The organism is Pseudonocardia wallangbongensis (genome assembly GCF_054486945.1).
In genome coordinates this window covers 33,795-59,841 of sequence record NZ_JBRERS010000007.1, presented here as the reverse complement: position 1 = coordinate 59,841, position 26,047 = coordinate 33,795, and the positions used below count along the sequence as shown (strand labels likewise).

The following is a 26,047-nucleotide window of genomic DNA, read 5'->3' as shown; positions in this document are numbered from 1 at the left end:
CCAGGGGGAGACGAAGTGCAACTGGGACTCATCGGGCTGGGCCGGATGGGTGGCAACATGCGCGACCGGCTGCGGTCCGCAGGCCACGAGGTGTTCGGCTACGACCCCCGCCCCGAGGTGACCGACGTCGAGTCGCTGGCCGCGCTGGCCAAGGCGCTCCCGGCGCCGCGGGTGGTGTGGGTGATGGTCCCCTCCGGTGAGCCGACGCGCAGCACCGTGCAGGAGCTCGGCGACGTGCTGGAGCGCGGCGACCTCGTGATCGACGGCGGCAACTCGCGCTACACCGACGACGGCCCCAACGCCGCCCTGCTCGACGAGAAGGGGATCGGCTACCTCGACGTCGGCGTCTCCGGCGGCATCTGGGGCAAGGCCAACGGTTACGGGCTCATGGCCGGCGGCTCCGCCGAGCACGTCGAGCGCGCCATGCCGATCTTCGACGCGTTGCGCCCCGAGGGGCCGCGCGAGGAGGGCTTCGTGCACGCCGGGCCGGTCGGCGCCGGGCACTTCTCGAAGATGGTCCACAACGGCATCGAGTACGGGCTCATGCAGGCCTACGCCGAGGGGTTCGAGCTGCTCTCGGCGGCCGAGCTGGTCACCGACGTGCCCGGTGTGCTGCAGGCGTGGTCCCGCGGCACCGTCGTGCGCTCGTGGCTGCTCGACCTGCTCGTCGACGCGCTGGAGCAGGACCCGGGCCTGGAGCGGCTCGACGACTACGTCGACGACTCCGGCGAGGGGCGCTGGACGATCGAGGAGGCCATCCAGCACGCCGTGCCGCTGCCGGTGATCTCCGCGGCGCTGTTCGCGCGGTTCGCATCCCGGCAGGACTCCTCGCCCGCGATGCGGGCCGTCGCGGCCCTGCGCCAGCAGTTCGGCGGGCATGCCGTGCGCTCGGCGGCCGGGCCGGCCGGCACACCCGGCGAGCACGCCGGGCCCAGCTCCGGCACCGGCAGCACGCACTGAGAGTGTCACACTAGCCCGTGCACCTGACCCGCCTCGCCGTCACGGACTTCCGCTCATGGGAGAACGCCGAGCTCGACCTCCGGCCGGGTGTCACGGTGCTCGTGGGGCCGAACGGGGTGGGGAAGACCAACCTGGTGGAGGCCGCCGGGTACCTGGCCACCCTCGGCTCGCACCGCGTGGCCACGGACGCCCCGCTCATCCGGAGGGGCGCTGCGCGGGCGCTCGTGCGGGGGCTGGTCGTGCACCAGGGCCGGGAGCTGACGGTCGAGCTGGAGATCACCCCGGGACGCGCCAACCGGGCGCGGGTGAACCGTGCTCCGGTGGCGAAGCCGCGTGACGTGCTGGGGATCCTGCGCACCGTCCTGTTCGCCCCGGAGGATCTCGCGCTGGTGCGTGGTGATCCCGGTGAGCGCCGCCGGTTCCTCGACGACCTGCTGGTGACGCGGTTCCCGCGCTACGCCGCTGTCCGCTCCGACTACGACCGGGTGCTGCGGCAGCGCTCCGCCCTGCTCAAGACCGCGCGGGGCGGGGGTGATCTGCGCACGCTCGACGTGTGGGACGGGCACCTCGCCCGGCACGGCGCTGCGCTGCTCGCGGGGCGCCTGGAGCTCGTCGCCGCCATCGCACCGCACGCGGTGGATGCGTTCACCGAGGTCGCGCCGACCTCGGATCCGATCGCGCTCGGCTACCGCTGCAGCGTCGATGGCGAGTTGCCGGCGGCGGCGGGTGAGCTGGAGCCGCTCCTCATGGAGGCCATGGGGCGCGTGCGGCGGCAGGAGGTGGAGCGCGGTGTCTGTCTCGTGGGCCCGCACCGCGACGACCTGGATCTGCGGCTCGGGGACGGCCCGGCCAAGGGGTACGCGAGCCACGGGGAGTCATGGGCGCTGGCGCTCGCGCTGCGGCTCGCGTCGTACCGGTTGCTCTGCGCCGACGACGTCGAGCCGGTCCTCGTGCTCGACGACGTGTTCGCGGAGCTCGACTCACGCCGCAGAACGGCCCTCGCCGACGTCGCTCGGCGCGCCGAGCAGGTCCTGATCACCGCCGCGGTGGCGGAGGACGTCCCGGACGGCCTGGACGGCGACCGGTTCGCGGTGAACGGAGGGCATGTCGAGCGCATTGCGCAAGAGGCCACGTCAGGAGGTCGCCTGTGATCTCACCCACTTGGGGACAAAGGTGTGGATACTGTGGATAACTTCCGCCGCACTGGTGATGACGAGCCAAAACGACCGCCCGTCGCCCCCGGAGAACCGCCCAGCGCACCCCATTCGAGGGCACCTGTCCCCAACCCTGGGGATGAATCGGGAGCAACCGCTGGTCGCGGCCGCGGGTCGGATCTCGCCCGCGAGGCGCTGCGCGCGGCCCGGGAGGCCAACGCCGACCGCGCGGCCAAGCGCACCGCCGAGATGGAGGGTCGCAAGCCTGCCCGCCCCCGTGGCCGACGCAGGAGGTGGTCCGGCGCCGGCCCGGACGAGCGCGATCCGCAGCCGTTCGGCCGGATGGTCTCGCGGGTCGCGCTGGACCGCGGCTGGTCGCCGCGGCTGACCGACGCCACCGTGCTCGGCCGCTGGCCGCAACTGGTCGGACCCGAGATCGCCGACCACTGCACGCCGCTGTCCCTGCGGGACGGCGAGCTCGTGCTGCAGGCCGAGTCCACGGCGTGGGCCACGCAGCTGCGCCAGATGCAGCGCCAGTTGGTCTCCCGGCTGGCCGGGTCCGTCGGGAAGGACGTCGTGCGCCGGATCCGCGTGGTCGGCCCGTCCGGACCGAGTTGGCGGCACGGTCCGCGCCACGTCCGTGGCCGGGGGCCCCGGGACACGTACGGATGACGCCGGTCGCGGCATGAGCCGATTCAGGGCGACGTGATGCGCCCGTAGCCCGTTTCGGCCCCCGTCGCGGCCGATCGGACCCGTCTCGGCTCCGGAACGGCTGTCTGCGACGATTCTGGGGGTGTCCTAGCCGCGTTCCAGCCGGGGTGCCCCGGTATGATGGAGGAGTGTTCCCGGGCGCTCCCCGATCGCCCGGTCGAGAGGCTCTGGTACGCAGGGTGCGTTGTGCGCCCGCGGACCGGGCCGTCGTGGCGAGGAGACAGGCTGCCCGTGCCGGAGAAGAAGAACGCTTACAGCGCGTCGTCCATCACCGTCCTCGAGGGTCTCGAGGCGGTCCGCAAGCGCCCCGGCATGTACATCGGCTCCACCGGTGAGCGTGGGCTCCACCACCTCGTCCAGGAGGTCGTGGACAACGCCGTCGACGAGGCGATGGCGGGCTACGCCACTCGCGTCGAGGTCGTGCTGCAGGAGGACGGCGGTGTGCGCGTCGTCGACGACGGTCGCGGCATCCCGGTCGGCATGCACCCGGTGGAGAAGAAGCCCGCCGTCGAGGTCGTGATGACCGTCCTGCACGCGGGTGGCAAGTTCGACGGCAAGTCGTACGCGGTGTCCGGTGGCTTGCACGGCGTCGGTGTCTCCGTGGTCAACGCGCTCTCCACGGCGCTCGACGTCGAGATCCACATCGACGGCAAGGTGTGGCGCCAGCACTACGCGCAGTCGGTGCCCGGCCCGCTGCGCAAGGGCGAGGACACCACGCGGAGCGGCACCACGGTCACGTTCTGGGCCGACCCGAACATCTTCGAGACCACGACCTACAACATCGAGACGATCCGCCGCCGGCTGCAGGAGATGGCGTTCCTCAACAAGGGGCTCACCATCGTCCTGCGCGACGAGCGCAACGGGCATCCCGCCGACGAGGAGGAGCCCGACGCCGAGGGGTACGTGGCGAAGGTCAAGGACTACACCTTCTGCTACCCCAACGGCCTCGAGGACTTCGTCGCGTACCTGAACAAGGCGAAGGACCCGATCCACAAGAAGCTCATCTCGTACACGGCCGAGAGCGAGGGCCACGCGGTCGAGGTGGCGATGCAGTGGAACTCCGGCTACACCGAGTCGGTCTACACGTTCGCCAACACGATCAACACGCACGAGGGCGGCACGCACGAGGAGGGCTTCCGCTCCGCGCTCACCACCACTGTCAACCGGTACGCGCGGGACAAGAAGCTGATCAAGGACAAGGATCCGGCGCTTTCCGGCGACGACATCCGCGAGGGGCTCGCCGCCATCGTCTCGGTGAAGGTGAAGGAGCCCCAGTTCGAGGGGCAGACCAAGACCAAGCTCGGCAACACCGAGGTCAAGTCGTTCGTGCAGCGCGTGAGCAACGAGTGGCTCGCCGACTGGTTCGAGCGCAACCCCGCCGAGGCCAAGACCATCGTCACCAAGGCGGTGCAGTCCGCGCAGGCCCGGCTCGCGGCCCGCAAGGCGCGCGAGCTGGTGCGGCGCAAGAGCGCGGGTGACATCGGCGGCCTGCCCGGCAAGCTCGCCGACTGCCGCTCCACCGACCCGTCGAAGTCCGAGGTCTACATCGTGGAGGGCGACTCCGCGGGCGGCTCGGCCAAGTCCGGCCGCGACTCCATGTACCAGGCGATCCTGCCGATCCGCGGCAAGATCATCAATGTGGAGAAGGCGCGCATCGACCGCGTCCTCAAGAACACCGAGGTCCAGGCCATCATCACGGCGCTGGGCACCGGCATCCACGACGAGTTCGACCTGGCGAAGCTGCGCTATCACAAGATCGTGCTGATGGCCGACGCCGACGTCGACGGCCAGCACATCCGCACCCTGCTGCTCACGCTGCTGTTCCGCTTCATGCGGCCGCTGGTCGAGGCGGGCCACGTGTTCCTGGCGCAGCCCCCGCTCTACAAGATCAAGTGGGGTGGCCGGGGCAGCGAGCCGGAGTTCGCCTACACCGACCGCGAGCGCGACGGCCTCATCGAGGCCGGCCGGGCGGCCGGCAAGAAGCTGCCGAAGGACGAAGGAATCCAGCGCTACAAGGGCCTCGGCGAGATGAACGCCAAGGAGCTGTGGGAGACCACGATGGACCCGGCCCACCGGCTGCTCCTGCAGGTCACGCTGGACGACGCCGCCACGGCCGACGAGCTGTTCTCGATCCTGATGGGCGAGGACGTGGAGTCCCGCCGGTCGTTCATCACGCGCAACGCCAAGGACGTGCGGTTCCTGGACGTCTAGCCAATCCCGGCCGCCGGAGCACCGCACGAACAGAGAAGGACCATGACCGACACCTTGGACCCCGCACTGCCCCCGCCGTCGGACGGCGACCGCACCGAGCCGGTCGACATCCAGCAGGAGATGCAGCGCTCGTACATCGACTACGCGATGAGCGTGATCGTCGGCCGGGCGCTGCCGCTGGTCGAGGACGGGCTCAAGCCGGTGCACCGGCGGGTGCTGTACTCGATGGGGGAGAACGGCTTCCGGCCCGACCGCAGCTACGTCAAGTGCGCGCGCGTCGTCGGCGAGGTGATGGGTAACTACCACCCGCACGGCGACTCGGCGATCTACGACGCGCTCGTCCGGCTGGCGCAGCCCTGGTCCCAGCGCTACCCGCTGATCGACGGGCAGGGCAACTTCGGCTCCCGCGGCAACGACCCGGCCGCGGCGATGCGCTACTGCGTGATCGGCGAATCCCGGGTACGTCTCGCCGATGGCGCGTCGCCACGGATCGCCGAGATCGTCCCGGACGCCTCGCCGAACAGCGACAACCCGATCGACGTCAAGGTCCTGGACCGCAGCGGTGATCCGGTTCGCGCCGAGATGCTCTTCCACAGCGGAGAACACCCGACGCTGCAGGTCCGCACCGTCGAGGGCTACGAGCTGACCGGCACCCACAACCACCCGGTGCTCTGCCTGGTCGATGTGCTCGGGGTGCCGACGCTCCTGTGGAAGCTGTTCGAGGAGGTGCGCCCTGGCGACCGGGTGGTCATGCAGCGCACGCCGCGTGACGAGCTCGGGGTCTGGAACACCCGCGAGGCCATGGAGGCCTTCGTCCTAGGCGCCTTCGTCAGCGAAGGTTTCGTGTCCACCACGCGAGCGGGATTCAACAACATCGACGAGGAGTTCTTCGGCCTCGTCCTCGACGCGTACGACGTCGCGGTCGGAGGCTCGCGGTACGTCTCGTCGCGGCGCATCGCGTCCGGCTCGCTGCTCCACGAGCTCGACATCCAGGACCTCAACTCTCTGCGTGCCAGCGCCTTGTCCGAGATGGTGGGCACCAGGTCCGCGGACAAGCGCGTGCCGGAGTCGGTCTGGTGCGGTTCCGCCGCTCGGAAGCGCTTCTTCCTCCAAGCGCTCTTCACCGGAGACGGGTCGTGCTCGGCGCTTCCGCGGAGCACTGTGCAGGTGTCCTACTCGACACGCAGCGACCAGCTCGCGAAGGACGTCCAGCAACTGCTGCTGGAGTTCGGCGTGGTCTCTCGGCGGTATCGCCATGCGACGGGCGAGTACAAGGTCGTGATGACCAACCGGCGCGACGCGCGGCTCTTCTCCACCCGGGTGGGCTTCCTCGGGTCCAAGCAGGCGAAGCTCCGAGAGATCCTGGGCAGCGATGTTCCCCGCTCGACGGCGATGAGCCGTGACCACGTCCCCGGACTCGGGGCGTTCCTCCGGGAACACGGTGCCGCCGGCCGGGCCGACCGGGACTGGCTGCGCCGGCACAACGTCGACCGGATCGAGCGCTGGGAACACCGCGGCGCGGAGATCCTCGAGCACGTCAGCGACCCGGATGCTCGAGCGATAGCCCGTGAGCTGACCGACGGTCGCTTCTATTACGCCGAGGTCGCGAGCGTCGAGGACGCCGGCGTCCAGCCTGTCTACAGCATTCGGCTCGACACCGAGGATCACTCGTTCGTCACCGATGGTTTCGTCAGCCACAACACCGAGTGCCGGCTGACCCCGCTCGCCATGGCGATGCTGCAGGACATCGACGAGGACACCGTCGAGTTCGCCGACAACTACGACGGCAAGACGCAGGAGCCCCTCGTCCTGCCGTCGCGGGTGCCGAACCTGCTGATCAACGGCAGTGTCGGCATCGCGGTCGGCATGGCCACCAACATCCCGCCCCACAACCTGCGCGAGGTCGGCCACGGTGTCGTGTGGGCGCTGGAGAACTGGGAGGCCACCGACGAGGAGCTCCTCGAAGCGCTCATGGCGCGCATCAAGGGCCCCGACTTCCCGACGTCCGGTCTGATCGTCGGCCGCGACGGCATCGACCAGGCCTACCGCACCGGCCGCGGCTCGGTCCGGATGCGGGCGGTGGTCGAGGTCGAGGAGGACACCAAGGGCCGCGCCATCCTCGTCGTCACGGAGCTGCCGTACCAGGTCAACCCGGACAACCTCATCGAGTCGATCGCGCAGCAGCACCGCGACGGCAAGCTCACCGGCATCGCCGAGATCAACGACGAGTCGTCCGACCGCGTCGGCATGCGCATCGTCATCACGCTCAAGCGCGACGCCGTCGCCAAGGTTGTGATCAACAACCTCTACAAGCACACCCAGCTGCAGCAGGGCTTCGGCGTCAACATGCTGGCCATCGTCGACGGCGTGCCGCGCACGCTGCGGCTCGACCAGGTGGTCCGCAACTACATCCGCCACCAGATCGACGTCATCGTCCGGCGCACCCGCTACCGCCTGCGCAAGGCCGAGGAACGGGCCCACATCCTGCGTGGCTACGTCAAGGCGCTCGACGCGCTCGACGAGGTCATCGCGCTGATCCGGGCGTCGGACACGGTCGATGTCGCCCGCACGGGCCTGATGGAGCTCCTCGACGTCGACGAGATCCAGGCCCAGGCCATCCTGGACATGCAGCTGCGGCGGCTCGCCGCACTGGAGCGCCAGAAGATCATCGACGAGCTGGCGGAGATCGAGCGCACGATCGCCGACCTCGAGGACATCCTCGCCCGGCCGGAGCGGCAGCGCACCATCGTGCGCGACGAGCTCCTGGAGATCGTCGAGAAGCACGGCGACGAGCGGCGCACGCAGATCGTGGCCGACGACGGGGACGTCACCAACGAGGACCTGATCGCGGTCGAAGACGTCGTTGTGACGATAACCCAGACCGGCTACGCGAAGCGCACGAAGACCGACCTCTACCGGGCGCAGAAGCGCGGCGGGAAGGGCGTCCAGGGCGCGCAGCTGAAGCAGGACGACATCGTCGCCCACTTCTTCGTGTGCTCCACCCACGACTGGATGCTGTTCTTCACGAACAAGGGCCGGGTGTACCGCCTCAAGGCCTACGAGCTGCCGGAGGCCAACCGCAGCGCCCGCGGCCAGCACGTGGCCAACCTGCTCGCCTTCCAGCCGGACGAGCACATCGCGCAGGTCATGCAGATCAAGGACTACCAGGCTTCCCCGTATCTCGTCCTCGCGACGAGAAACGGTCTGGTGAAGAAGTCCCGGCTCACCGACTTCGACTCCAACCGCACCGGTGGCCTGATCGGCATCAACCTGCGCGAGGACGACGAGCTCGTCGGCGCCGTGCTCTGCTCGGCCGACGACGACCTGCTGCTCGTCTCGGCGGAGGGCCAGTCGATCCGGTTCGCGGCGAGCGACGCGGCGCTGCGCCCGATGGGCCGGGCCACGTCCGGTGTCCTCGGGATGCGCTTCAACGACGGCGACCGGCTGCTGGCGCTCGCCGTGGTGCAGCCGGAGACCTTCGTGCTCGTCGCCACCGCCGGTGGTTACGCCAAGCGCACCCCGATCGAGGACTATCCGGTGCAGGGTCGGGGTGGCAAGGGTGTTCTGACCCTCCAGTACGACCGTCGTCGTGGCACTCTGGTCGGCGCGCTCATCGTCGGGATCGACGACGAGCTGTACGCGATCACCTCGAGCGGCGGGGTGATCCGCACGACGGCCCGCGAGGTCCGCAAGGCCGGCCGGCAGACGAAGGGGGTCCGCCTGATGAACCTCGGTGAGGGCGCCACGCTGCTGGCGGTGGCCCGCAACGCCGAGGACGACGACGCGGACGACCAGTCGCTCGGCTGAGCTCGCGAGCCGCCACACCTACAAGGCCCGAGGAGACACCTCACCTCGTGAACGACACGACGAGCACACCGGACGAGCCCGACGGTCGCGGCCGCGTGGCCACCGGCGAGCAGGCGGCGATCCCGCAGCAGGCGAACGGAGCAGCGGGCGCCGCACCCGCCCGTCCCGGCGGCGCCGCCGGGACGAACGGGTCCGCCCCTGCGCAGGCCGAGGAGGTGGCCGCCGCCGAACGGCCGGTCGATCCCACCGGAGCGGATGCGCCGACGACGCACCTGCAGGTGCCCCAGCACCTGGGGGAGGTGCCCGGTGCCGCCCCGGGCCCGCCCACCCCGGAGGCCCAGGCGGCGCCCACTCCCACTCCCACTCCCACACCGCGCCCGCCCGATCCGGAGCCCGCGCCCGGCCCGATGCCCGGCCCGGGGCCGGAAGCGGCGGCCCCGCCGCCGTGGCACCGGATGTCGGCGGGTGGCGGCGCCCCGGAGCCGGCGCCGGAACCCGCTCCCGGGCCCTCGGGCGGCGGCAGCCTGCTCGACGAGGGGCCGACCGCGTTCCTCGAGCCGCCCGTGCGGTTCGACGAGGAGCGCGGCGGCTCGGGTTCCGCGGCCGACACCGGCAGCTGGTCCAGCGTGCGGTCGATGCGCAACCGGCCACCCCGGCAGGCCGCGCTCCAGCTCAAGAGGCTCGACCCGTGGTCGGCCCTGAAGCTGGGCCTCGTGCTGGCCGTCGTGCTGTTCTTCATCTGGCTGGTGGCGGTCGGCGTGCTCTACGGCGCGCTGGACGGCATGGGGGTGTGGGACCGGCTCAACGGCACCTACGCCGACCTGGTGTCCGGAGACACACCCACCGGCAGCCCGTTGATCAGCGCGGGCCGGGTGTTCGGCTTCGCCGCGGTGATCGGGGCGATCAACAGCCTGCTCTTCGCCGTGGCCGTCACGGTCGGCGCGTTCGTCTACAACGTGTCGGCCGACCTGGTCGGCGGCATCGAGGTCACCCTCTCCGAGCGGGACTGACACGAGGGGGTATCCGGTTGAAGGTGACCGGGGGTGCTGCGGTAGCCTCGTCCCCGGTCGCACGGGCCCATAGCTCAGTTGGTTAGAGCGCGTCGCTGATAACGACGAGGTCGCTGGTTCAAATCCAGCTGGGCCCACTCCCCGAGCTCCACTCCGGACATCCTTCGGGACAAGTTAGGACGTGACCCTCGTGAAGAAGCTCATCGCTGTTGCCGTCGCCCTCGCCGCTGGTGCGTTCATCTTCTCCAAGGTGCGCGCCTCCCGCGAGACCGACCTGTGGCACGAGGCGACCAACAACTGAACCCGGGCAGCAACGCCCGCCGCTGAGCGGGTAACGTCCCCCCTCAGCCAGGGGACGTAGCTCAATTGGCAGAGCACCGCCTTTGCAAGGCGGGGGTTAGGGGTTCGATTCCCCTCGTCTCCACCGATCTGACCAGCAGAAACAACGGGCGAGAGCCCGGTCGCTAGGTCAGCATGACACCGGACGTGACGCAAGTCGCGTATCCTGCGGCTCGTGGCGAGGGCGACGAACCCGCGTAAGCGTGAGCGGGGAAGCATCGACGAGCTCCCGAGCGGCGCCCTGCGCGTGCGCGTCTACGCCGGCACTGACCCGATCACGAAGCGCCGTCACGACCTGGTCGAGGTGATCCCGGCTGGTCCGAAGGCGTGGGATCGGGCCGACGAGGTGCGTCGGCGGTTCGTCGACGAGGTGAGGCAGCGACGCAGCCCGCGCACGTCGGCGACCGTTGATCAGCTGCTCGACCGCTACCTCGACCAGCACCAGGGCGGCAAGCGCACCGTCACGGGCTACCGCGAGTACGTGGACAAGCACGTTCGACCGTTCATCGGCAAGCGGAAGGTCGGCGACCTCGACGCCGACATCCTTGACTCGCTCTACGCGGAGATGCGGCGCTGCCGGGACCACTGCACCCATCGGAAGCAGATCGACCACCGCACCCCGATGGCGCACGAGTGCGACCACCGGTGCGGCCCGCACCGCTGCAAGCCGCTGGGCAACGCGACGATCCGGAAGATCCACTACATCCTCAGCGGGGCCTACAAACGGGCCGTTCGCTGGAGGTGGGTGGGGGCGAGCCCGATGGACCAGGCCGAGCCGCCCCCGGTGCCGTCGCCTGACCCGCAGCCGCCGACACCTGACGAGGCAGCCCGCTTGATCGCCGAGTCGTTCCGGGTCGATCCGGACTGGGGGATGCTCGTCTGGCTCACGATGGTCAGCGGTGCTCGCCGCGGCGAGCTGTGTGCGTTGCGTTGGCGGCACGTCGACCTCGAACGCGCCGTCGTCACCGTCCGTCGGGCCATTGCCCAGGACGGCAACGACACCGAGGAGAAGGACACCAAGACCCACCAGCGCAGGCACGTCACGATCGATCCGGGCACCGTCGCCGCGCTCATCGAGCACCGCCAGCGATGGGAAGCGCGCATGGCCGCGCTCGGACTCGAGGTGTCGCCCGATGCCTTCGTGTTCTCGAACTCGCCGGACGGCTCAACCAGCCTCAAGCCATCGTCGGTTACACAGCGGTACGGGCGAATGGCGGATCGGCTCGGGATCGACACGCACCTGCACAACCTGCGGCACTACTCGGCGACAGAGCTGATCGCCGCCGGCGTCGACGTGCGTACCGTCGCGGGTCGGCTCGGTCACGGTGGCGGCGGGACCACCACGTTGCGGGTGTATGCAGCGTGGGTGGCCGAGGCCGACCAGCGCGCGGCGCAGGGGCTTGCAGACCGTCTCCCGGCTCGCCCGACGCCGGCCACCACGAACGACGCTGAGCGTGCTCGAACCGATCCGCGCAGTCCGTACGAGCGGGTTGCTGTCGAGCTACTGGCCCGCGTGGTGGCGGGATCGATCAACGTCGGCGATCAGCTCCCGACCGGCAAGCAACTCGGCGCCGAGTTCGGCGTCGCGACGGCGACCGCACAGCGTGCCGTTGCTCTGCTCCAGACATGGGGAGTCGTTGAGGTGAGTCGAGGTCGGCGTGCGTTGGTTCGCGCGAGCGACGTTGTGCGAGATCGCGCGACGCCCAAGTACGTGGCGGAGGCAACGGGAGAGGACGGGTCTGAGTGACGGGCGTGGAGGTCCTATTCGTCGATGAGGAGGCCGACCCACTTGATCCGTGGGGCTCGTCGTCGACGAAGTCCAAGCTCAACGAGGAACTCGTCGGTCAGCTCGTGCGCGGTCCTGCGGACGGGCTGAGCGACGTTACCGCCGCCTTGGCACTGCTCCACCTTGCCGACAACGAGCTGCGTGCCTATGGCACCGCCGGTAACGAAGAGCTCAGCAACTCTCAGATTCGCCTTGTCCTACGGGCGCTGCACGCTACCGGTGCCCGCGTTGGGGTTACGATCAGCGTTCCCTTCCGCGACTTCTCGGGCTTCCGCTCGTACTGGGGCCGCAACGAAGGCCACGGCTCATGGCAAGCCCGTCGTGACATGATCGACGGCTTCTTCGCTGATGCGTTCGAGAAGCTGGAAGACTTAGAAGCCCGAGGTGGTACGCCAGAGATCTCCTCTGCGTCGCTGGCGAACCTGCGCGACCCTGCAGCGATCATCGACAATCTCAACCGCATCCGTCGAGCAATTTCAGTCGACCCGGCTCAAGCGGTCGGGAGTGCCAAGGAGCTGATCGAGAGCACCGCCAAGGTCGTGCTGATTGAGCGAGGCCAGCCGGTCGACGACAGAGCAGATCTGCCAGCACTCGTCAAGGAAGCGCAGCAGGCGCTCATGCTCCATCCGGCGCAGGCCACGCCGGGCCCAGACGGCACCGACGCAGTGAAGAAGATTCTCGGTGGCGTGTCGGCGATCGCGATCGGTGTTGCAGAACTGCGCAACCGTGGCTACGGCACCGGCCACGGAGCTGCTGGCCGGCGCGTTGGGCTACGGGACCGCCACGCGCACCTCGCTGTAAACGCAGCGCTGACGTGGTGCCAGCTCATGCTGGACACACTCGCCGATGCGAAGGCGCCCTGGCAGTCGACGGAGGGGGAATCCTGATCTCTCGCCTGTTCGACAGCCGAGAGATCACGGCTGTGCTGCACTTCGGCGACCTCGTACGCTCGCGACCATGACCGAGGTGCTGACGGTGTCGACCGCAACTCCCACCCGTGAGGCCGGGCTGCGGCTCGCCGAGTCCGCGATCGCGGCCGGTCTTGCCGCAGGCGGGCAGGTGGCGGGCCCCGTGGCATCGGCCTTCTGGCACAACGGCGAGTTCGGCCAGGGCGAGGAGTGGGTCGTGTCCTTCAAAACGACGGCAGCACGCTACGCCGCGCTGGAGGCGCACGTCATCGAGCACCACGAGTGGAACAACCCCGAGGTGACCGCCGTGCCACTGGCCCGGGCGTCAGCGGCGTACGTCGAGTGGGTGGAGCGAGTGACTGCCGAGAAGGTCTCGCACGACGGGTAGGTCGCCGTGCTCCGCGAGGCGACCGGCGACCTTGACCAGCCGCTCACGCGGCCGGACCGATGAAACGTTGCCCATGACAATGAGGCTCGACTGCACGACCTCCGTCGCCTGCTCGATCTCGCCGGCGTCGATGTAGGAGTCGGCCAACCAGGACGAGTAAAGCGCCTTGTCGCGTGAGTGCGCGTCGCTGTAGCGGGCAAGCGCCGTCTCCAGCACAGGCACCGCCCGTAGTGGACGGCGGAGTTCGCTCCAGCAACGGCCAGTCATGATCGCGAGTTCGGTTTCGTCGATCCACGCGGCGTAGTCCGGCCTCCGGTCATCGGCGAGTGCGAGCGCGTCCTCCGCTTGACCGAGGCATCGAGCGGTCGCGTTCGCGTCGCCGTCCAGGGCGAACGTCCAGGCGGCCCGTGAGTAGAGAAGCGCGCGGACGCCGGGATCGACGTCCGGCTGATCGGCGGCGTGCACCGACTTCTCCGAGACTGTGCGGGCCGGCTGTCCGAGCCCGATGAGCTGGTACGCATGGAAGGCCAGGGCGTTCCCGGCGAGCCCGGCGTCGCCAGCCTCCGTCGCGGCGGCGTGGCTGCGGCGGTAGTGGTCGCGCGCTACGTCCTGCCACCCGGCGTCGAACGCCGCCCAGCCGGCCTGCTGCGACTGCTCGGCGTGCAGGGCGAGGAGGCCGCGGTGCACGGCGTCCCGGTGTGCCCCGCCTTGCAGCAGGTGGCCAGTTAGCTCCGCCTCCGCGGCGTACAGGCGGTACGTGTCCGCGCCGCCAAGGGTGTCGTCGAGCTTCCGCAGGCTCACGAGGCGGTGGGTCAGCTCGTCGACGACATCGGGCGTCGCGCTGCTCGAGCCGGCGCCGTCGCCGACGACCGCGGCGAGCAGGCCGGAGATCGCGAGCGAGGAGCCTGCGCGGAGGAAGTTCCGTCGCTGCACGGAGGGGTCACCGTCTCCCAGGTCGAAGTCGTCGCCGGTCGCTGGCGACGCTATGGACCGGTCGACCGGCTCGACAGGGCAATGCCCCGGCAGAACGGGAGTGGTTCCCGCTCGTGCAGCCGCCGGCGCGTTGGGTTGCGGGGCGCCGAGGTGGCCGAGTAGTCGTCGGTAGACGCCCTGGGGACGCTGGACCTGTCCGCTCTCCCACCGGCTGACGAGCCGGACGTCCAACGACGTCCCCCGCTCTTCCTTGTGCTCGAAGGCGAGCCGCACGACGTGCTGGACGAGTTCCTCCTGCGACCAGTTCATCGTGTCGCTGCGCCACCGCCGGAGCCGGTGACCCCACGGCTCGTCAGTGGCGTACGGCGCGCTCTTCATGGCCGGTCCCCCCGCCGCCTACCTCCAGTTTGCCAGGGATCTGCCGCATCGTGCCGGGCGTTTGACCTCAGTTCTCTCGCCTGGAGTCGCGATCGTCATCGGCATGAACTCCAGTGCACCACGGCCTCCCGACACTCAGGGGGCGATTGAGGAACTCCGTGCGGATGTAGAAGCCGCATTGGAGCGCGTCGAGCGGCTCAGGACGGCCCGGCGTCGGTTCCTAGCCGACGCTCGATGGCGTCGAGCCGTCGAAAGACCGCAGTCAGGTCCTCCTTGATGGCTTCCAGCTCGGCGAGCACGGGATCGTTTTGATCAACGTCGGTCGCCGGCTGGCCCTCCAGGATCCGGGCCAGTTGATCGCTGGGCCAGCCCAGGGCTTCGGACACGGCTGACAGGGTGCGCGGGTTCCGACGCCGCGGCTGGAGGTTGTTCTGAAGCTCGCGGACGGTCATCAGTGCCACGCCGGCGCGGGCCGCGAGATCCGCCTGCGTCATGTCGATCTCGGCCATTCGGGCCCTGATCGCCGCCGCGACGGCGTCCCAGTCCTTCGCCACGCGCGCGCCTCCTGAGCTGCTGATATCGGGCCTGAGGTTAGCGCCAGACCGACTTCGCAGGCCATCTGCCTGCACCCGCGTCTACCAGACAGCTAAACTGAGTGCTAATATTAGTACTGTAGTTAGCGCTCAGGTGGTCCCAGAGTCAGGAGGAAACCAGTGAGGAAGTTCCAGCCCCAAGCGGTCACGGCGGCGCCGAAGTTCTACAGCGTTGCCCAGGTCGCGGCCATGCTCGGCATGTCGCCGATGACGCTCTACCGCGCGATTGCGGCGGGTGAGTTCCCGGCAGTGCGCATCCGGGGACGGCTGATCGTCCCGGCCAAGGCGGTGGAGGCGATGGCCGACGTCGCGACCGCCGAGCAGACCGTCGTCGACGCCGCCGGGTGGGTGTGAGAGATGGGGACGATCGGAGTTCTGATCTTCTTCGCCGTCATCGGGGCGGTGATCTGCGCGAAGGCGCGGAGCGCGGGCGGGGCGGTGGTGTTCTCGCTGATCGCGCTGGCGCTGTTCATCGCCACGCCGGCGGGGGCGGGTCTGCCGGGGATGCTGTCGGACTTCGTGTCCTCGGTGTCGCAGGCCTCGGAGCCGCTCACGGGTGGGTCGGAGGCCGTGGGATGAGCGCGCCGACGACCCGAGCGGCCGGGCGTGAGCCGGTGGCCGGGCATGTGCGGTCGGGGGATTTCCGGCACCGGGCGGCGTGCCGCGCGGTGGACCCGGAGGTGTTCTTCCCCGCCGCGGTCGAGGGCGCCGAGTTCGAGGCGCAGGTGTCGGTCGCTAAGTCGGTGTGCGCCGGGTGCCCGGTCCGGTCGGAGTGCTTGTCGTGGGCGCTGGAGGCGTTGGCGGAGGGGATCGCCGGCGGGATGACCGAGCACGAGCGCCGCCAGGAGAAGACCCGCCGGCGCGGTGCCCGCCGCCGTCGCCAGCAGGTTCCGCAGTGTCCGGCGGGCGGGACCGCCAGGGAGGTCGCGGCCGCGGGCCGTGCGGCGATCGCGGCCGGGCTCTCGGTGCGGGAGGCGGCGGCCCAATTCCGGGTCAGCGAGCGCACCGCGGCCCGGTGGGCCCGCGCAGTCCACACCAGCACAACCACTACCGGCACCAGCACGACCGATGCGAGCGGAGGGACGCCCGGCGGCAACCGGGCGCCCCTCCAGATCTCCCACACAAACCCCCAGGCAGGGACACGAGCGGAAGGACACCGAGGGTAGATGAGCCCGAACAAGCGGCGCGCGAGCCGGATGAGCGACGCGCGGATCTCCGAGCGGGTGACCACTCAAGCGGCCGCCGGGTCGCAGGCGTGGGAAGCCGCGGTCGGTGGACAGCGGGTGTTGCGGTTGCCGGATCACGAGGGGTTCTACGCGGTGGCCGGTGAGGTGGTGGCGACGCTGCGTCAGCTCGAGGAGCTGTGCGGGCTGCTGGCCCGGCAGGTCGCCGGCTACGGCCACATCGCGACGGCGGTCGGCGGGGTGCTGCGTGACGACGAGCCCGGCCACGACCCCGGCGAGCGGGTCGCGATCGCCTCCTCGTGGGCCGCGCAGACCGCCCACCTGATCGCCACCGCCGAGCAGGCCGCAGGCCGGTTCTGGTCCGAGGTCGGCCACATCGCCATCGACCACACCACGGAGAGCACCGACGGCCCGATCGACGGTGCTGGCGAGGGTAGCGACGCGGGCGAGGTGACCCGATGACCGCCGCGACATTCGGCAACCTGGTGCTGATCCTCGTCGTGCTGCTGATTGCGGCGGCGGTGTTGTGGCGGCGCGGGTCGCGCGCCTACGCGGTGCTGGCCGCGGGCCTGGCGGTGTTCCCGGCGTTGACACTGCTGCGTCAACTCCCGTGGTGGGCCTACGCCCTCGCCGCGCTGGCGGTGGCGGTGGTGGGGTGGCACCGGTTGTCGCGGTCGGCGTCGGTGGTGACTCGCTGGTCGGGGCGCAGCCGGCGCAAGGCCGGGGTGGCGTCGACGTGGGACATCGCCCGGCACGCCTCCGCCCACGCCATGCGCCGCCGCGCAGGCACGGTGCGCCCGTCGCTGGCCGGGCTGGGCCGCTGGGCCCGGCTGCGGCTCCCCGCGGTGGACGTCGCGCTGGAACTGTGCCGGGTCGGCTGGCTGACGGTGTGGTCGCCGATCGAGGACGTCGTCATGATCTTCGGTGGGCCGCGGACCGGGAAGACCGGCTGGCTGGCCGGGCGCATCATCGACGCCCCCGGCGCCGTCCTGGTCACCTCCACCCGCACCGACCTCTACGAGCTCACCGGCCCGCTGCGCGCCAGGCGCGGCCCCATCTACGTGTTCAACGCCGTCGGCATGGGCGGGCTGGAGTCGACGATCACCTTCGACCCGCTGACCGGCTGCACGGACCCTGTGACGGCGGGGGAGCGGGCGATCGACATGCTCGCCGCCGGGGTCACCGCCGGCGGGGGTGGGGACCGGGAGTTCTGGACCGGTCAGGCCCGCCGGGTGCTGGCCGCGCTGCTGCACGCCGCCGCGCTCGGCGGCAAGTCGATGCGCGATGTGCTGGGGTGGGTGGCCGAGCCGGAGCAGGCCAAGCGCACGGTGCCGGTGCTGCTGCGCCGGTCGGGGGTGCAGGCGTTCGAGCAGGACGTCACGCAGTTCCTGGAGACCAACGAGCGCACCCGCAGCTCGATCACCTCCACGATCATGCCCGCGCTGGGGTGGCTGTCCCACCCGGCGGCCGCCGAGGCGGCGAAGCCCGGCCACGGCTTCGACGTGGAGCGACTTCTTTCGGAGCGGGCCACGGTGTTCCTGCTCGGCGCGGAGGAGACCCAGACCGGCGCCCTGGTCTGCGCGCTCACCGGGCACATCGCCCGGGAGGCCCGCCGGATTGCCGCCACCTCCCGCCGGGGCCGGCTGGACCCGAATCTGACGCTCGCGCTGGACGAGGCTGCGCTGATCTCCCCCGTGCCCCTCGAAAGCTGGACAGCGGATATGGGCGGGCGCGGGGTCACGATCATCGCCGCGTTCCAGTCCCGCGCCCAACTGCTGGCCCGCTGGGGTGTCCACGACGCGGCGACAATCCTGAACAACTGCGGCGCCGTGTTGGTGTTCGGTGGCACCCGGGACCGGGAGGATCTGCAGTTCTGGTCGACCTTGGCCGGGGACCGTGACGAGCCGACCCTGACCACGGACATGCACGGGCGGGTCGCCTCTCGCACGACGCGGCGGGTGCCGGTGCTGCCGCCGGCGCAGATCGCGAACCTCCCCGCCGGCCGGGTGCTACTGATCCGCCGCGGGCTGCAGCCGGTGATCGGGCGGGCCCGGATGGCGTGGCGGCGCTGGGACGTCCGCGCCCACGCTTTCGCGATTGAGCACCCGGTCGCGGCGGCACGCCTGGTCGCCATCACGGCCGCCGGCCGGCGGGTGTGGGTACGTGTCACCGCACCGGCCCGGGCCGCGTTCGCGTGGTGCGGGCGTCGCACGAGCGCCGCATGGGCCGCCACGTGGGCGACGGTGCGGCGATGGGCGGCTGCTGTCGGTGCCTGGACCGCTCGGACCGGGCGTCGGCTGCCCGTGTGGGTACCGGGCCGGGCCCGGCGCCGCGACGTCCACGAGGTGCTGATCGTGCCTGCTGATGCGTCCGAGATGGCCGACCTGGCGCCGATCGCCGCGCACAGGGGCAACGGCAATGGTGCCAGCGCGAACGGCACCACCGAGCGTGGCGCGGGCCGCCGCGGGGACGAACTCGGGCGGCCCGACGTGCCGTTCGGTGACGGGTGGTGGAACTGATGACCACCCAGACCCACGGCCAGGAGCTGACCTTCCGGGTCGGGCGCGACCCGGGGCCGTCGATGTCCGCCGCTGACGCGTCGAGCGAGCTGGTCGAGCGCGGGTTCGACCGGGCGCAAGCGCAGGCGATGGTGGCCGGCTACCTGGACGCGACCTCCCGCGAGCTGGGCTGCTCGGTCCACCGCTGGGGCCTGGACGACGAGGACCTGGACCGCATCGCCGCGCATCGCACCGCCGCCGGCACCGACATCGCCGAGCTCGACGACAACCAGTTCGACGACGACCAGCTCGACGACCGGGACGGGTGGGGACGGTGACCGAACAGCGGGAGCCCACCGGCCCGGCCGGCGTCCGCCCACCCGGAACCGGTTCCGGGAAAGACACGGCGGGGTTCGCGCGGGCGGAGGCGGTGGCCGGTCTGGCACGGGAGGTGCACGACCTGAGCCGAGCCGTGGCGACGTTGCCGGAGGTGGCCGGTCGGGTGGAGCAGCTCGGCTCCCGTACCGAGGAGCTGGGCAAGGTGGTCGGGCAGCTGTCGGAGGCGGTGCAGGCGGCCACCCGCCGGCCGAAGCCGGTCCCGGCGCCGTCGTGGCTGCTGCTGCCGGACGACCCGCAGATGGTGGAGCGGGTCCTGGGCGAGTTGTGCTCGTGGCTGCACGCGGTGTTCCTGCGCTACCCCGACGGTGCGGCGGCGGTGCCGGAGTGCTGGATGCGCCACCCCGAGGTGGTCGAGGAACTGCTGTGGCTGATGCACGCATGGTGCGCCGCCTACCAGGGCGCGACCGCGTCGGTGCAGCTGGCGGGGGACTGGCACGACCGCCAGCGCCCCGGCGTGGTCCGCCGCATCCAGCGCTCGGCGGGGTCGTGTTCGAGCGAGAAGCACCTGACCCGACCGGAGTGGGACCAGTACCCGCCCGGCGCCGCCGCGGTGCCGGGCGTCGACGACGCGGAGGTGATGGCCGAGTGGTGGGGCACCCGCCGCGACGATCCCCCTCCCGAGCCGACCGCCCCTGAGTCGTCGACCTCGGCGTCGGGCGTGGTGAACGGGGCGCGCCGATGACCAGGACAGCGCGTGAGGCAGGGGGGCCGGGGACGCGGCCGCACGTCTGGCCGTGTCGGCACTGCGACATGGTCGACGACTACAGGCTCAACCGCGCAGCACAGCTCCAGGCCGCAGAGGGCGTGTTCCGCCAGGACGAGGACTACCGGGCCACCACGTTCAAGCAGTGGCTGCAGGCGTTCGAGTGGGACTCGACCCGGGAGCGCCACGAGCAGGACACCGACCACGAAGTCGCGGTCGTGCCCGCGCCGCGCACCGGCGACCACGACCGCCCCGTCGCCACCGGCTTCGGCGACGACGTAGCCGAGGCGGAGCGGATCGAGCAGCTCACCCGCTGGCACACCGATGACCACCCCGCCGACGCCGATGCGGCCGCCGACGAGCGCGCCTCCGCCGACGTTGCCGACATCTATCGCAGGAGCGCGTGATGACGACTCACACCGACGGCCTCGGTGGGCGTCCGGCGGGTCGGCCGATGCGGGTCGTGATCTGGATTGCCGGGCTGCTGGTGGCGGTCGGGGCCGCGGTCGCGACCGCACACGGCCTCTACGAGGTCGCGGTGGCCGCCCGCGTTCCGGCCGGGATCGCCTGGCTCTACCCGCTGATCACCGACGGGCTCGCGCTCGTCGCCTACGCCGCCAGCGCCCGCCTCACCGGGTCCGCGGCCCGCTACGCCTGGTCAGTGGTCGTGCTCGCAGCCGGACTGTCCGGACTCGCCCAAGCGATGTTCCTCGCCAGCGACACCGCACCGCCGCCGGTTGGCGTGCCCGGGCCTCACACCGTGGCGGGCGTCGAAGCCGCCGGCCCGGTGTTCGAGGCGTCAGCGGCGCTGCGGTTCGGAGTCGGCGCGTGGCCGGCCATCGCGGCCGCGATCGTCGCGCACCTGCTCTACCTGCTCGCCACCGATCATCCCGCCACCGGCCACGCCGAGTCCGGCGCTGACACGTCCGCCGTCCCGGAGCCGCCAGTGGCGGGCGGCGCGGATCCAGCCGCGGACGTTCAGCCTCCCGTGTTCAACGCTGACCGCGTACAACTCGCCGCGCCCGGTGTTCAGTCGGTCGGCGCCCGCCCTGTTCAGCATGGCTCGGCCGGGACTGTTCAGCGTTCCGCTGCGGTGGCGGGCCCGTCGAGTCGTCCGGCTCTTGCCCCGGCCCAGGCTGAACAACCCGACCGCCGTACGGCTGTATCCCCGGCCCGGGATCGGGCGCGGGCGGCCGCGTCGCGGCACGCCCACCGCCACGGCCACCTCCCGACGGTCTCCGAACTGGAAGCCGCCGCCCAGGTCTCCCGAGGCACCGCCGCCACCGTCCTCAAGCACCTACGCGAACAGCCGACACCCCTGCACCTGATCAGTACCACCACCGAGGCAGGCACCCACGAGGACGACCCGACCATCGAGGAGCACGCTCACCCATGAACGCCCCGACCCGAACGACCATCGCTACGAGCGCGAGCATCAGCACCGAGACGACGACCAGAGCAACCAGCGAGCACTACTCCATTAGGAGGTACACAAAGCCAGAACGAGAGCCACAAGCAACAAGATCGAAAGACTCACACCTAGGCATCACGATCCGAGGGGGCGGGCCGGCCTTCGGCCGGCCGCAACCGACGCTCCGCCCGGTTGATCACGAACCTACCGAGTTCATGATCGTTCCGGAGTGGTCGGGATGCTGAGGATCTCGCCGGGCTACAACCCCGAGTACCTGTTGAAAGAGGTCGCGACGGGGCGGGAGAACTACTACACCGGCGCGGTCGCCGACGGCGAGCCGCCGGGCCGCTGGTGGGGCGCCGGGGCGGAGAAGCTCGGCCTGGCGGGGCTGGTGAACGCCCAGGACATGCGCGCGCTCTATGAGCGGTTCCTCGACCCGCGCGCGGAGGGGTTCAACGATCCCGACCGGTGGGAGGGGGTGCCGACACTCGGGCACACCGGCCGCCAGTACATGACTGAACAGCAGTTGTACGCCCAGGCCCTTGAACGGGAGCCGGACGCGTCGGCTGAACGCCGGGCTGAACTTCGTACGGAGGCGGGCAAAGCGGCCCGGCACAACGTGGCGTTCCTGGACATGACGTTCAGCGTTCAGAAGTCGGTGACGCTGATCCACACGGCGTTCGAGGCGGAGGAGGTCAGGGCCCGCAGCGTCGGCGACGAGGAATCGGCGAGGGCGTGGGGGCAGTACCGCCAGGCCGTGGAGGGCGCGATCTGGGCGGGCGACAATGCCGGGCTGGCGTACGTGTCGGAGAAGGCCGGGTACTCGAGGGTCGGGCACCATGGCGGCGCGGCGGGCCGGTTCGTCGACGCGCACGACTGGACGGTGGCGTCGTTCTTCCAGCACGACAGCCGTGACCACGACCCGCAGTTGCACATCCACAACGCGATCCTCAACCGGGTGCAGGGCCCGGACGGGCAGTGGCGCACCCTGGACTCGCGGGCGATGCACAAGTGGAGGGCCGCCGCGGCGGCGGTCGCGGAGCGCACCACCGAGGAGCGGATCACGCACGGGATCGGGATGCTGGTCGCGACCCGCCCGGACGGGAAGGCCCGCGAGATCATCGGCGTGTCCCCGGAGGCGATGAGCCTGATCTCGACGCGGCGGCACGCGGTCACGGCCAAGGCTGCCGAGCTGATCGCCGCGTTCGAGACCCGGCACGGCCGCGCCCCCAACGGGCTGGAGCGCGACCGGTTGTCCCAGCAGGCCACGCTGATGACCCGGCGGGCGAAGACGCACGACGGGGAGTCCCGCGAGCAACTTCTCGACCGCATCGACGCGCGGCTGCGCGCCGACATCAACGGCGGCTTGGGCGGCGTCGTAGCGGCCGCGCTCGCCGCGCGTGAGCAGGCGCCGGCGGCGCAGTCGTGGTCGCCGCAGGCGGTGATCGAAACCGCGCTGGCCGAGGTCCAGGCCAGCAAGGCCGGCTGGACCGAGTCCGACCTGATCCGCGCTCTCAACGCCGCACTGCCCGACCATCTCGGCACCCCCGACGGTGCCGATGTCGCCGCGTTGCTGGACCAGCTCGCCGCCGAGGCGATCACCTACGCGACCCCGCTGGATGCGCCCCGTCCCGGCGACGAGCATTTGCCCGACTCTCTGCGGTTGGCGAATGGCCGCTCGGCCTACGAGGCGCCCGGCGCGCGGCTGTTCGCGACGCCGGAGCAGGTGCGCACCGAGCGCGCGCTGGTCGCCGCCAGCACCGCCGGCGGCGCGGCCGCGCTGCCGCGGGAGGTGGCGCAGCGGTTCCTCGCCGGACTCGCCGAGTCCGGTATCGAGCTCGGCGTCGACCAGGCCACCGCCGTGCGCGGCGTACTGACCTCCGGCGCAAAGGTCGAGACCCTCGTCGGACCGGCCGGGACCGGCAAGTCCTATGTGGTCGGGACGATCGCCCGCGGCTGGGCCGACCCGAACACCACAGGCGGGCCACTGCCGCGGCGGGTGTTCGGGCTCGCGACCTCGCAGATCGCGACCGAGGTCCTCACCGCTGAGGGCCTCACCGCGCGCAACGTGGCGGCCTGGCTGGCCGCGCAGGAGCGGCTCGCCGCCGGGGCGGCCGCGGGCGGCCCGCGACCGGTCGAGGGCGACGAGACGTTGCGGCTGCACGCCGACGATCTCGTCGTGGTCGACGAGTCCGCGATGACCGACACCGCCGCCCTCGCCGCGATCCACCGGCACGTCGACGCCGCCGGGGCGAAGCTGCTGCTCGTCGGGGACCACAAGCAGCTCGCCGCGGTGGGCGCCGGCGGCGGAATGGACCTCATCGCCGCGTCCGGCGCACGGTATGAACTGGCCGAGGCCCGCCGCTTCACCCACGAGTGGGAGCGGGAGGCGTCGCTGCGGCTACGGGCCGGGGACGAGACGGTGCTGCGCACCTACCACCAGCACGGCCGCCTGCTCGGCTCCGGCACCGCCGAGGACGCCGAGGCGTCCGCGGCGCGGGCGTGGCTGGGCGACACCCTCGCCGGACGGCGGTCGCTGCTGATCGTGGACACCAACGAGCAGGCCGCCAGCGTCTCCGCACAGATCCGGGCCGAACTGGTCCGGCTCGGCCAGGTGCAGGAGTCGGGGGTGGCGCTCGGCCTGCAGGGCACCGTCGCCGGCGTCGGCGATCTCGTGGAAGCGCGCAAGCTCGACTGGAGCATCGCCGGGTACGAGGGCAACCGCCGGCACGCGATCAACCGCGAGCACTACCGCGTCCAGGCCGTCCGGCCCGACGGCGCCCTCGAGGTCGCCGTCGTCGAGGGCCGCACCCCGGACGGCGATGTGCTCGGCGAACGACTGGTGCTCCCGCCCTCCTACGTCGCCGAACACCTGGCACTCGGCTACGCCTCGACGGTGCACGCCGCGCAGGGCACCACCGTCGATACCACCCACACCGTCGTCACGAGCCGGACCGGGCCGGCCGGGCTGTATGTGGGAATGTCCCGCGGCCGGGAGGTCAACACCGCGCACGTCGCCACCCTCACCGGGGTCGACGACCCCGCCCAGGGCCAGCAGGAGACGCACACGCTGCACCGCGACCCGGTCGCGGTGCTCGCCCGGGCGCTCGACACCACCGAGCAGGCCGACGCCGCGAACCGCTCCGCGGTCGCGACGGCCACCGCGGCCGCCGCGCAGGCCGGGACCGTGCGTACCGCCGCGGAGCTGCTTGCCGACGCCAGCCAGCTCGCCGCGACCGAGCGCACCGCGACCTGGCTCGACCAGCTCGCAGATGCTGGAGTGATCCGCCCGGATGAACGGGCGCGGATCGCTGCCGAGGACGGTGCCGCGTCCCTGACCCGCATCTTGCGCCGCGCCGAGCTCGCCGGCCACGACCCGCACCAGGTCCTGCACGACGCCGTCGCGGGCCGGCAGTTCGACGGGGCCCGCAACCTGTCGAACGTCGTCTACAGCCGCATCCGCCACGAGTACCGCGACCGGCTCGACCCGCTCGGCGAGACCTTCACCGACTGGAAACCGACCGTCGACAACCCCGAGTGGCGCGACTACCTCGACACGCTCGCCGACGCTGCCGACCAGCGGGCGGCCGAGCTGGGCCGCGAGGCCGCCGAGCAGGCGGCGCCGTGGGCCATCGAGGCGTTCGGCCCCATCCCCACTGACAGCGAGGAACGCAGCGCGTGGGAACGCCAGGCCGGAGCAGTTGCCGCGGTTCGTGAGCTCGCCGACCACACCGACGCCGACGACGCGCTCGGCCCGGCCCCGAAACCCGGACAGGTCGAGCAGTACGCCGCCTACCGCGCAGCGTGGCGCACCCTCGGCCGACCGGAGATCGACCGGGAGGAGCTGGAACTGTCCGACGGACAGCTGCGCGTACGGGTCCGCGCGCACGAGCGCGAAGCCGCGTGGGCGCCCCGCTACGTCGGAAACGAACTCGCCGGCACCCACCAAGCGGCCGCCGCCTACCGGCAGACCGCCGCCCTCCGTATCGCCGAGGGCGACACCGCAGCCGAACCCGCCGAGCAAGAACGCCTCCGCGCCGAAGCCGCACAGGCCCACGCCCTCGCCGACACCCTCGACGCCCGCGCTGCCGTGCTACAGCATCTCGACGACGCGCGCGCCCACTGGCTCGCCCACACCGCGGGCACCCGCGCCGCCGCCGAGCGCGCGAAGGCCGAACTCGCCGCCCGGCACGTCGACGACACCGAACCCGAGCAGCAGGTCACCGCCGAGGAATGGCTCGCCGCGCACCGCGCCGCGCTCGCCCAGGACGAGCCACACCGCGACATCACCGAGACCGACGTCCGCGACTCTGACGTCATTGACCGCGCCGATGAGGACACCCTCGACGACCAGCCCGACGAGCCCCGTCATGCGCAGCCCGAGGTCCCCGACCGCGACCTGCGCGAGATCGCCGCCGAGGAACCCGTGCAGGTCGAGGAGGACGTCGTGCGCGTCCCGTCGGCGGCGGAGACCTCCGATGCGATCCAGCGCGCGAACCGCGCGCTGGTCGAGATGCGCGCCCGCGACGCCGCGGACGCGCAGGAAGCCGCCGAGCACCGCGCCGAGGAGCTGACCCGCTGGCACTCCGACGACCAGGCCGCCGAGACCGCCGACGCCGACGAGGACGTCGCCGGAGACGAGCCCGCCGACCAGCCGGTCGCGTCGTGAGGAGT

General features: G+C 71.4%; 22 protein-coding genes and 2 tRNA genes. 22 read left to right on the top strand and 2 right to left on the bottom strand.

The annotated features are described in order from the left end of the window. Positions 1 to 15: 15 nt before the first annotated feature. The 12 genes from gnd to cutA all read left to right on the top strand — a co-directional run bounded on the left by gnd (position 16) and on the right by cutA (position 13,274). A complete protein-coding gene (gnd, locus tag ACU436_RS24875; RefSeq protein ID WP_459029222.1) occupies positions 16 to 960 on the top strand; it encodes a phosphogluconate dehydrogenase (NAD(+)-dependent, decarboxylating) in 945 nt (314 codons plus the stop codon). A gap of 17 nt (positions 961 to 977) precedes the next feature. Continuing rightward, a complete protein-coding gene (gene recF, locus ACU436_RS24870; protein ID WP_459029220.1) occupies positions 978 to 2,111 on the top strand; it encodes a DNA replication/repair protein RecF in 1,134 nt (377 codons plus the stop codon). Between the two features lie 345 nt (positions 2,112 to 2,456). After that, positions 2,457 to 2,786, top strand: a complete 330-nt coding sequence (locus ACU436_RS24865) for a DUF721 domain-containing protein (protein ID WP_459029219.1) — start codon at positions 2,457 to 2,459, stop codon at positions 2,784 to 2,786. 270 nt (positions 2,787 to 3,056) lie between these two features. Next, positions 3,057 to 5,036 (top strand): DNA topoisomerase (ATP-hydrolyzing) subunit B, encoded by a 1,980-nt coding sequence (gene gyrB, locus ACU436_RS24860; RefSeq protein ID WP_459029217.1) that lies wholly within the window; start codon positions 3,057 to 3,059, stop codon positions 5,034 to 5,036. 42 nt (positions 5,037 to 5,078) lie between these two features. Continuing rightward, positions 5,079 to 8,843, top strand: coding sequence for an intein-containing DNA gyrase subunit A (gene gyrA, locus ACU436_RS24855; protein ID WP_459029215.1), 3,765 nt, complete (start codon positions 5,079 to 5,081; stop codon positions 8,841 to 8,843). Positions 8,844 to 8,890: 47 nt separating this feature from the next. Further along, positions 8,891 to 9,853 (top strand): DUF3566 domain-containing protein, encoded by a 963-nt coding sequence (locus tag ACU436_RS24850; RefSeq protein WP_459029214.1) that lies wholly within the window; start codon positions 8,891 to 8,893, stop codon positions 9,851 to 9,853. Positions 9,854 to 9,916: 63 nt separating this feature from the next. Continuing rightward, a tRNA-Ile gene (locus tag ACU436_RS24845) sits at positions 9,917 to 9,990 on the top strand. Positions 9,991 to 10,034: 44 nt separating this feature from the next. Next, positions 10,035 to 10,154, top strand: coding sequence for a DLW-39 family protein (locus ACU436_RS24840; RefSeq protein ID WP_459029212.1), 120 nt, complete (start codon positions 10,035 to 10,037; stop codon positions 10,152 to 10,154). 50 nt (positions 10,155 to 10,204) lie between these two features. After that, positions 10,205 to 10,277, top strand: a tRNA-Ala gene (locus ACU436_RS24835). Positions 10,278 to 10,367: 90 nt separating this feature from the next. Beyond that, positions 10,368 to 11,939, top strand: a complete 1,572-nt coding sequence (locus ACU436_RS24830) for a tyrosine-type recombinase/integrase (RefSeq protein WP_459029210.1) — start codon at positions 10,368 to 10,370, stop codon at positions 11,937 to 11,939. Beyond that, on the top strand, positions 11,936 to 12,865 hold the full coding sequence (locus tag ACU436_RS24825) for an abortive infection family protein (protein ID WP_459029209.1): 930 nt from the start codon (positions 11,936 to 11,938) through the stop codon (positions 12,863 to 12,865). Before ACU436_RS24830 ends, ACU436_RS24825 begins: the two co-directional genes overlap by 4 nt. Before the next feature lie 70 nt (positions 12,866 to 12,935). Beyond that, on the top strand, positions 12,936 to 13,274 hold the full coding sequence (gene cutA / locus ACU436_RS24820; protein WP_459029207.1) for a divalent cation tolerance protein CutA: 339 nt from the start codon (positions 12,936 to 12,938) through the stop codon (positions 13,272 to 13,274). Here the strand turns inward: cutA and ACU436_RS24815 are convergent. Both ACU436_RS24815 and ACU436_RS24810 read right to left on the bottom strand, forming a co-directional pair. Continuing rightward, positions 13,212 to 14,585, bottom strand: coding sequence for a hypothetical protein (locus ACU436_RS24815; RefSeq protein WP_459029206.1), 1,374 nt, complete (start codon positions 14,583 to 14,585; stop codon positions 13,212 to 13,214). The genes cutA and ACU436_RS24815 overlap by 63 nt on opposite strands. A 197-nt stretch (positions 14,586 to 14,782) precedes the next feature. Then, positions 14,783 to 15,139, bottom strand: coding sequence for a helix-turn-helix domain-containing protein (locus ACU436_RS24810; protein ID WP_459029205.1), 357 nt, complete (start codon positions 15,137 to 15,139; stop codon positions 14,783 to 14,785). Positions 15,140 to 15,298: 159 nt separating this feature from the next. Here ACU436_RS24810 and ACU436_RS24805 point away from each other — a divergent pair, with 159 nt between their 5' ends. From ACU436_RS24805 to mobF, 10 genes are all read left to right on the top strand, one after another. Further along, a complete protein-coding gene (locus tag ACU436_RS24805; protein WP_459029203.1) occupies positions 15,299 to 15,532 on the top strand; it encodes a helix-turn-helix domain-containing protein in 234 nt (77 codons plus the stop codon). A gap of 3 nt (positions 15,533 to 15,535) precedes the next feature. After that, entirely contained in the window at positions 15,536 to 15,757 is a 222-nt protein-coding gene (locus tag ACU436_RS24800; RefSeq protein ID WP_459029202.1) for a hypothetical protein, read from the top strand. Beyond that, positions 15,754 to 16,344, top strand: coding sequence for a WhiB family transcriptional regulator (locus ACU436_RS24795; RefSeq protein ID WP_459029200.1), 591 nt, complete (start codon positions 15,754 to 15,756; stop codon positions 16,342 to 16,344). The genes ACU436_RS24800 and ACU436_RS24795 overlap by 4 nt, the downstream gene beginning before the upstream one ends. Beyond that, on the top strand, positions 16,345 to 16,824 hold the full coding sequence (locus ACU436_RS24790; protein WP_459029198.1) for a hypothetical protein: 480 nt from the start codon (positions 16,345 to 16,347) through the stop codon (positions 16,822 to 16,824). Beyond that, a complete protein-coding gene (locus tag ACU436_RS24785) occupies positions 16,821 to 18,881 on the top strand; it encodes a type IV secretory system conjugative DNA transfer family protein (protein WP_459029196.1) in 2,061 nt (686 codons plus the stop codon). Before ACU436_RS24790 ends, ACU436_RS24785 begins: the two co-directional genes overlap by 4 nt. Further along, entirely contained in the window at positions 18,881 to 19,198 is a 318-nt protein-coding gene (locus ACU436_RS24780; protein WP_459029194.1) for a hypothetical protein, read from the top strand. Before ACU436_RS24785 ends, ACU436_RS24780 begins: the two co-directional genes overlap by 1 nt. Continuing rightward, positions 19,195 to 19,941, top strand: coding sequence for a hypothetical protein (locus ACU436_RS24775; protein WP_459029192.1), 747 nt, complete (start codon positions 19,195 to 19,197; stop codon positions 19,939 to 19,941). Before ACU436_RS24780 ends, ACU436_RS24775 begins: the two co-directional genes overlap by 4 nt. A 68-nt stretch (positions 19,942 to 20,009) precedes the next feature. Continuing rightward, a complete protein-coding gene (locus ACU436_RS24770) occupies positions 20,010 to 20,369 on the top strand; it encodes a hypothetical protein (protein WP_459029190.1) in 360 nt (119 codons plus the stop codon). A gap of 131 nt (positions 20,370 to 20,500) precedes the next feature. After that, positions 20,501 to 21,358, top strand: coding sequence for a hypothetical protein (locus tag ACU436_RS24765; protein ID WP_459029188.1), 858 nt, complete (start codon positions 20,501 to 20,503; stop codon positions 21,356 to 21,358). A gap of 253 nt (positions 21,359 to 21,611) precedes the next feature. Continuing rightward, positions 21,612 to 26,042 carry a MobF family relaxase gene (mobF, locus tag ACU436_RS24760; protein ID WP_459029187.1) on the top strand — a complete coding sequence of 1,477 codons (4,431 nt, stop codon included), beginning with the start codon at positions 21,612 to 21,614 and terminating at the stop codon, positions 26,040 to 26,042. Positions 26,043 to 26,047: the final 5 nt, after the last annotated feature.

Bases quoted from the DNA above. Each gene is read 5' to 3' on its own strand.
- ACU436_RS24785 (WP_459029196.1), top strand. From the start codon at position 16,821: ATGACCGCCGCGACATTCGGCAACCTGGTGCTGATCCTCGTCGTGCTG.
- ACU436_RS24865 (WP_459029219.1), top strand. From the start codon at position 2,457: ATGGTCTCGCGGGTCGCGCTGGACCGCGGCTGGTCGCCGCGGCTGACC.
- mobF (WP_459029187.1), top strand. From the start codon at position 21,612: ATGCTGAGGATCTCGCCGGGCTACAACCCCGAGTACCTGTTGAAAGAG.
- ACU436_RS24770 (WP_459029190.1), top strand. From the start codon at position 20,010: ATGGTCGACGACTACAGGCTCAACCGCGCAGCACAGCTCCAGGCCGCA.
- gyrA (WP_459029215.1), top strand. From the start codon at position 5,079: ATGACCGACACCTTGGACCCCGCACTGCCCCCGCCGTCGGACGGCGAC.
- ACU436_RS24790 (WP_459029198.1), top strand. From the start codon at position 16,345: ATGAGCCCGAACAAGCGGCGCGCGAGCCGGATGAGCGACGCGCGGATC.
- ACU436_RS24815 (WP_459029206.1), bottom strand. From the start codon at position 14,585: ATGAAGAGCGCGCCGTACGCCACTGACGAGCCGTGGGGTCACCGGCTC.
- ACU436_RS24780 (WP_459029194.1), top strand. From the start codon at position 18,881: ATGACCACCCAGACCCACGGCCAGGAGCTGACCTTCCGGGTCGGGCGC.
- ACU436_RS24795 (WP_459029200.1), top strand. From the start codon at position 15,754: ATGAGCGCGCCGACGACCCGAGCGGCCGGGCGTGAGCCGGTGGCCGGG.
- ACU436_RS24800 (WP_459029202.1), top strand. From the start codon at position 15,536: ATGGGGACGATCGGAGTTCTGATCTTCTTCGCCGTCATCGGGGCGGTG.
- cutA (WP_459029207.1), top strand. From the start codon at position 12,936: ATGACCGAGGTGCTGACGGTGTCGACCGCAACTCCCACCCGTGAGGCC.